Consider the following 292-nt stretch of genomic DNA (forward strand, 5'->3'; position numbering starts at 1 on the left):
GATTCAATCTGTCCTTCTCTATGGTTGAAGGAATCAGACATTTGCGTGATCACCCGATTTATCTCATTAAGCATTTGACTATTATTCATACCTATCTGTTCAAATGAATTTGTAGCATCATTCAAGTGCTTCTCAAACGCTTTAGAATCTGCGTAGTGTGACTTTAAGTGATTATTAAATTCCTGGTTAAACTGCTTCAAGTCTTCAAATCGATCAGAAAGAAGATGCTTGTATTCTGCTTGTGTAGAATTAATGGTCTCTAGAGCATCAGGAAGCTGTACAATGGAATTCC

1 protein-coding gene is annotated in these 292 nt (G+C 36.3%); it reads right to left on the bottom strand.

Annotated features, from left to right (window positions below; translation table 11 throughout):
• Positions 1-292, bottom strand: a 292-nt coding sequence (locus tag AOA61_RS32000; RefSeq protein ID WP_218197401.1) for a hypothetical protein, incomplete at both ends; no start/stop codon positions are given.

Source organism: Pseudomonas sp. 2995-1 (assembly GCF_002742505.1).
Taxonomy (GTDB): domain Bacteria; phylum Pseudomonadota; class Gammaproteobacteria; order Pseudomonadales; family Pseudomonadaceae; genus Aquipseudomonas; species Aquipseudomonas sivasensis.